Annotated in this window: 5 protein-coding genes; 1 reads left to right on the plus strand and 4 read right to left on the minus strand. The window is 64.2% G+C overall.

The genetic code is table 11. The annotated features are described in order from the left end of the window. Nucleotides 1-303 precede the first annotated feature (303 nt). Nucleotides 304-1194 (minus strand): DMT family transporter, encoded by an 891-nt coding sequence (locus E5W70_RS21800; RefSeq protein WP_292662233.1) that lies wholly within the window; start codon nt 1192-1194, stop codon nt 304-306. A 338-nt stretch (nt 1195-1532) separates the two neighbouring features. On the opposite strand from E5W70_RS21800, the gene E5W70_RS21805 reads away from it, so the two are divergent. Further along, nucleotides 1533-2039, plus strand: a complete 507-nt coding sequence (locus tag E5W70_RS21805; RefSeq protein ID WP_292662209.1) for an OsmC family protein — start codon at nt 1533-1535, stop codon at nt 2037-2039. A gap of 194 nt (nt 2040-2233) precedes the next feature. On the opposite strand, the gene E5W70_RS21810 is transcribed toward E5W70_RS21805, so the two are convergent. The 3 genes from E5W70_RS21810 to purF all read right to left on the minus strand — a co-directional run bounded on the left by E5W70_RS21810 (nt 2234) and on the right by purF (nt 5010). After that, complete coding sequence (locus tag E5W70_RS21810) at nt 2234-2455, minus strand: hypothetical protein (protein ID WP_292662211.1); 222 nt, start codon at nt 2453-2455, stop codon at nt 2234-2236. 124 nt (nt 2456-2579) lie between these two features. Continuing rightward, a complete protein-coding gene (locus E5W70_RS21815) occupies nt 2580-3320 on the minus strand; it encodes an SDR family NAD(P)-dependent oxidoreductase (RefSeq protein ID WP_292662213.1) in 741 nt (246 codons plus the stop codon). A 220-nt stretch (nt 3321-3540) separates the two neighbouring features. After that, nucleotides 3541-5010, minus strand: a complete 1470-nt coding sequence (gene purF / locus E5W70_RS21825) for an amidophosphoribosyltransferase (protein ID WP_292662216.1) — start codon at nt 5008-5010, stop codon at nt 3541-3543. Nucleotides 5011-5254: the final 244 nt, after the last annotated feature.

The following is a 5254-nucleotide window of genomic DNA, read 5'->3' on the forward strand; positions in this document are numbered from 1 at the left end:
CGCCGGTGCCGGTCGCCGAATTCGCCGTCCGCTTGCGTGAGGATGCCGACCGGCCGGCGCAGGATCTGGCCGCGTTGTTCAGCGGCAACCTGGCCTTGGCCAATTGAGCCAGCAAAGAAAAAGCCGACCTTGCGGTCGGCTTCTGAGTAAGACGGGCCGAGGGGTTTGGGGGGACTTGGGGTGGCCCGTCGCAGCCATAATGCCTGAGCCCTATGATGGTTCCATGACTTTTCAAATTAATTTTCAGGACCGGATTTCTCGTGATCGGACCACCAACTCGCGCTCGAACGCGGCGAGGATTGGTCATGCATCCGCTGCGCGCTGCCTGGCCATCAGCCAGTCGCGGCCGGCGTGAGCGAACACCGCGCAAAGCACGATGGCGCCACCGACCATGCTGGCTGCCGGCGGGATCTCCGCCAGGAACAGGAAGGCAAACAGGATCGCGAATGGCACTTCAGCTGAACCCAGCAATTCGGACTCGGCCGCCGGAATAAGCCGGGTGCCCTCCGTCCACAGGATCGAAGCCAGCGCGAACGAGGAGCCGAAGGTGGCTAGAAGCACAGCGTCCCTGGCCGAGACAGCCAGCGGATCGGCGACGAACCAGCCGAGCACGAACAGAAGGAATGCCGACACCGCACCCGCCCACACCACCGGCGTGTCGCGGAAGGCGCGCACCATGATCATGTAGAGGGCGCTGCCGATCGTCATCAGCAGCGCCAGCCCGTCGCCGAACAGATGGCCTGTGCCGAAGCCGGACCAGACCATGATCGCCACACCGCATAGTGACACGGCGGCGGCGGCAAGCGTCTGCAGCCGGAACGGTTCGCGGATCAACAGGAGGGCCAGCAGCGCGGTGACGAAAGGGGCGGTGGCATAGATGATCGCGACATTGGCGACAAAGGTGAACTTGAACGCCGAGATGAAGGCGATGCTGGCGAGCGCGCCCTCGATCGCCAGCAGCCAGCCTCGCCAGCCGAGCCGAAGGCTGCCGCGACCGCCGGAGCGCTGGCGGCGCCATAGCACATAGAGGCTGATCAGGATCGAGCCGACGAAGCCGCGCCAGCAGGTAATGGTCAGCGGGTCGGCATGGATCGATTTGGTCAGCACGCCGGTGAGGCCGAAGACGGCCGCCGATGCCGAGACCAGGATGATGCCGAGGGTACGTTCGCGGGCGCTTTCCACAGTGCCTGGCATGTCCAGCAATTCCGTCATCTCACAAGCCTACTCTGCCCCGTCCTGACACCATAGTGTCAGCTTGATCGAGGCGTCGTGCATCGAAACAGCAGACCGGCAGCCCCGGTGAACAGGATGCCGGCGAAACCCTTTCGCGGGTTTCCAGGATGGCGATATCGGCCATATGTCCGGCGGCCTTACGAATGTGTTGCGAGAGAGGGTTTGAAGGCGTTGGATGCTCCCGTATCGTCAGGCTATACGGGCGAAACCCTACCAAGCGCTACGTCAGGTGGACTTGCGTTTTGGGGCAGGCGACACCGTTAAGCAGCGAAGCCAGGCAACTATGGGAGAGAAATGAAATGGACGCGATCGCATTGAAGGCCATGCAGGCGCCGCTGAAGGAGGCCTATCGCGACGACGCCTCGCGCGCGCTGATTACTCTCCGCGCCAAAGGCTCGATCGCCGACCAATCGATCGCCTGCAAGGTCGAGACAGGCAGGGCGATCGCCATTGCCGGGCTGCATCCGGCGACCGGCGGCACGGGGCTCGAACTCTGCTCCGGCGACATGCTGCTGGAGGCGCTGGTGGCTTGCGCCGGCGTCACGCTGAAGGCGGTAGCGACGGCGCTGGAATTCAAGCTAGGGGCCGCCACGGTGGAAGCCGAAGGCGATCTCGACTTTCGCGGCACGCTTGGTGTGGCAAAGGATGCGCCGGTTGGCTTCCGTGCCATCCGGCTGACATTCGGCCTCGACACGGACGAGCCGCAGGAGCGCGTCGATGCGCTGATCAAGCTGACCGAGCGCTACTGCGTCGTGTTCCAGACCATCAGCCAGAAGCCGGAGCTGGCGGTAAGCGCACGATGCTGAGGCTGCTGATCTCCCCCCTTGAGAAGGAGCTGTCGCCGAAGGCGACAGAGGGGGTCGGCACGTCCTGACGCGGCCTTCCATTTGCGAAAAGAGGGGTTGGCGCTTCATGCGCGGTGCCCCCTCTGGCCTGCCCTCTTTGCCAAAACTTGGCATCTCCCCCTCAAGGGTCCCTCAAGGGGGGAGATCACGCAGTCCTACTGCGCCGACGGCTCCTCGGCGTCGCCCTCGTCGGCGAACGGCGAGGCGCTCGGCACGCACTGCACCGACCAGCCGGCCGGCGTCGGTTGCTTCTGGTATTCGGTTATGGCGAAGGTGCACTGTTCGCGGGTGTCGAATGTGCTGGGCAACACGACCATGCCGCCTTGCGGGCCGGCGATCACCAGATACCAGACTAACGCTACGCTCGGTGCCGCCATGGGTATTTCCTCGCTCTGCTTGTTTTGGGAGTCGCACGATCCTAGCAACTCCTGCCCAGCGGCGAAAGCTGGGCCAAAGCGCGGCGTTAAGCCACGGCATCACAGCCGCGTGATGTTAGGCCGCTTACTCCGGCTGCCGGTAAGCGACAAAGCGGTTGTGCTTGGCCTGGAAGATCAGTCCGGTCTCCTTGAGCGTAGGGCTGGCCAGCGGCACGATACGCTTGGCGATCTCCGAAGGGTGCGGCAGCGTTTCAGGATCCTCGCCGGGTACAGCCTGCGCCCGCATCGCGGTGCGCGTTGCCCCGGGATCGGCGGCATTGACCCTGAGCGGCAGGTTTTCGGTCTCATGCGCCCATGAACGCGTCATGGCCTCGACCGCCGCCTTCGACGCCGCATAAGGCGCCCAGAAGGCGCGTGCGGAGTGGGCAAGGCTGGAGCTCAGCACGATAGCGCGGCCGGCATCAGAAAGCCTGAGCAGCGGGTCGACCGAGCGGATCAGCCGCCATGTTGCGGTGACGTTGATGGTCATCACCTTCTCGAAGGTCTTGGCCTCGACATGGCCGATCGGGGCGATGACGCCGAGCACAGCGGCGTTGGCGACCAGTATGTCGAGCTTGCCCCATCGCTCGTGGATGGCGCCGCCCAGCCGGTCGATCCCCGCCATGTCGGCAAGATCGAGCGGTACCAGCGTCGCCTGTCCGCCACCTGCTTTGATCTGGTCGTCGAGTTCTTCCAACCCGCCGACGGTGCGAGCAACCGCAATCACATGCGCACCGGCGGCGGCAAGCTCCCTGGCGATGAAATAGCCGATACCGCGCGAGGCGCCGGTGACGACCGCTACGCGGCCGGAGAGATCGAGGGTCATGCTTGAACTTCCATGAGGTCGGCGTGAGGCACCCCCCTCTGCCCTGCCGGGCATCTCCCACTCAAGGGGGGAGATTGGCCCTCATCAGGCTCAGCGCCTGTTCTGCGACCGTCGCGATTGGCGAAAGTCGACAATTCAGCCGATCTCCCCCCTTGAGGGGGAGATGCCCGGCAGGGCAGAGGGGGGTAACCTGGCGAAGACAAATGGCGATCCGGCAACCTTACGACCCGCCCGCCGCCAAGAGCGACAGCGTGCGCACATTGTCGGAGCCTTCGAAATCGGCAAGCCGGGTCGGATACTGGCCGGTGAAGCAGGCGTCGCAGAATTGCGGCTGCTCGTTGTCGCGGCCGGTTTCGCCGACGGCCCGGTAGAGCCCGTCGATCGAGAGGAAGCCGAGCGAATCGACGCGGATGAACTCGGCCATCTCCTCCACCGACATGCGCGACGCCAGCAGCTTCGACTTTTCCGGTGTGTCGACGCCGTAAAAGCAGGACGCGCGCGTCGGCGGAGAAGCGATGCGCATATGTACTTCCTTGGCGCCGGCATCGCGCACCATCTGCACGATCTTCTGGCTGGTGGTGCCGCGCACGATCGAATCGTCCACCAGCACCACGCGCTTGCCTTCAATCATGCGGCGGTTGGCGTTGTGCTTGAGCTTGACACCCATGTGGCGGATCGAATCGCCGGGCTGGATGAAGGTGCGGCCAACATAGTGATTGCGGATGATGCCGAGCTCGAACGGAATGCCCGCGGCCTGCGAAAAGCCGATCGCCGCCGGCGTGCCCGAATCCGGCACCGGCACGACGATGTCGGCCTCGACCGGACTTTCCTGCGCCAGCTCGGCGCCGATGCGCTTGCGCACTTCGTAGACGTTGCGGCCTTCGACTGACGAATCCGGCCGCGCGAAATAGACATATTCGAAAATGCAGAAGCGGGTCTTTTGCGGCTCGAACGGGAACAGGCTTTCGATGCCCTTGCTCGTAACGACGACCATTTCGCCGGGCTTCAGGTCGCGAACGAAACGCGCACCGATAATATCGAGCGCGCAGGTCTCGGAGGCGAGAATCCAGGCACCGTCGAGATCGCCAAGCACCAGCGGTCGGATGCCGAGCGGGTCGCGGCAGCCGATCATCTTCTTGGACGTCATCGCCACCAGCGAGAAGGCGCCTTCGACCTGGCGCACCGCATCGATGAAGCGCGAATTCAGGTCGCGCTCCTTGCTGGTGGCGACCAGATGCAAGAGCGTCTCGGTGTCGGAGGTGGAAGAGAAGATGGCGCCTTGTTTCTGCAGCGCGCGCTGAACGGTCATAGCGTTGGTGAGATTGCCGTTATGGGCGACGGCGAAGCCGCCATCGGCAAGTTCGGCGAAGAAAGGCTGGATGTTGCGCAGGCCGGAGCCACCGGTGGTGGCATAGCGTGTGTGGCCGATGGCACGGTTGCCTTGCAGGCTGTCGATGACGCGCTGCTTGGTGAAGGTGTCGCCGATCAGGCCGACATGTCGTTCGACATGGAACTGGGTGCCGTCGTAGGAAACGATGCCGGCCGCTTCCTGGCCGCGATGCTGCAACGCATGCAGGCCGAGCGTGACGATGGCTGCGGCGTCCTGCCGGCCGAAAATGCCGAACACGCCGCATTCGTCATGGAAATGGTCGTCGGCTTCGGCGGAAAGCACGTCGTCTGCGTCTGCCATTTGGGGCTCAAGCTCCGCTAAAGTCGCCATATAAGGTCATAGCGCATCGAAAGCAACGCACGTCGTGCGGCGTTCACATGATCGACAGGCTTGAGCCTCGCCAAGTCGGCAGATTGGCAAGTCTGCCGAAATCAGTTTGCCGGCGCCGGGTTTGCAGGTGCCGGCGTCGCGGGCGCATTGTCGGCCGGCGACGACGCCACCGCTCCGGCACCCGACGACAGCGATGCGCCGCCGGCCGACAATG

Origin of the sequence: Mesorhizobium sp., from assembly GCF_005063415.1 — a bacterium.
In the GTDB taxonomy this organism is placed as follows: Bacteria; Pseudomonadota; Alphaproteobacteria; order Rhizobiales; family Rhizobiaceae; genus Mesorhizobium.

Excerpts from the sequence above, each read along its gene's own strand:
- E5W70_RS21800 (WP_292662233.1), bottom strand. The coding sequence starts at position 1,194 with ATGCCAGGCACTGTGGAAAGCGCCCGCGAACGTACCCTCGGCATCATC.
- E5W70_RS21805 (WP_292662209.1), top strand. The coding sequence starts at position 1,533 with ATGGACGCGATCGCATTGAAGGCCATGCAGGCGCCGCTGAAGGAGGCC.
- E5W70_RS21810 (WP_292662211.1), bottom strand. The coding sequence starts at position 2,455 with ATGGCGGCACCGAGCGTAGCGTTAGTCTGGTATCTGGTGATCGCCGGC.
- E5W70_RS21815 (WP_292662213.1), bottom strand. The coding sequence starts at position 3,320 with ATGACCCTCGATCTCTCCGGCCGCGTAGCGGTCGTCACCGGCGCCTCG.
- purF (WP_292662216.1), bottom strand. The coding sequence starts at position 5,010 with ATGGCAGACGCAGACGACGTGCTTTCCGCCGAAGCCGACGACCATTTC.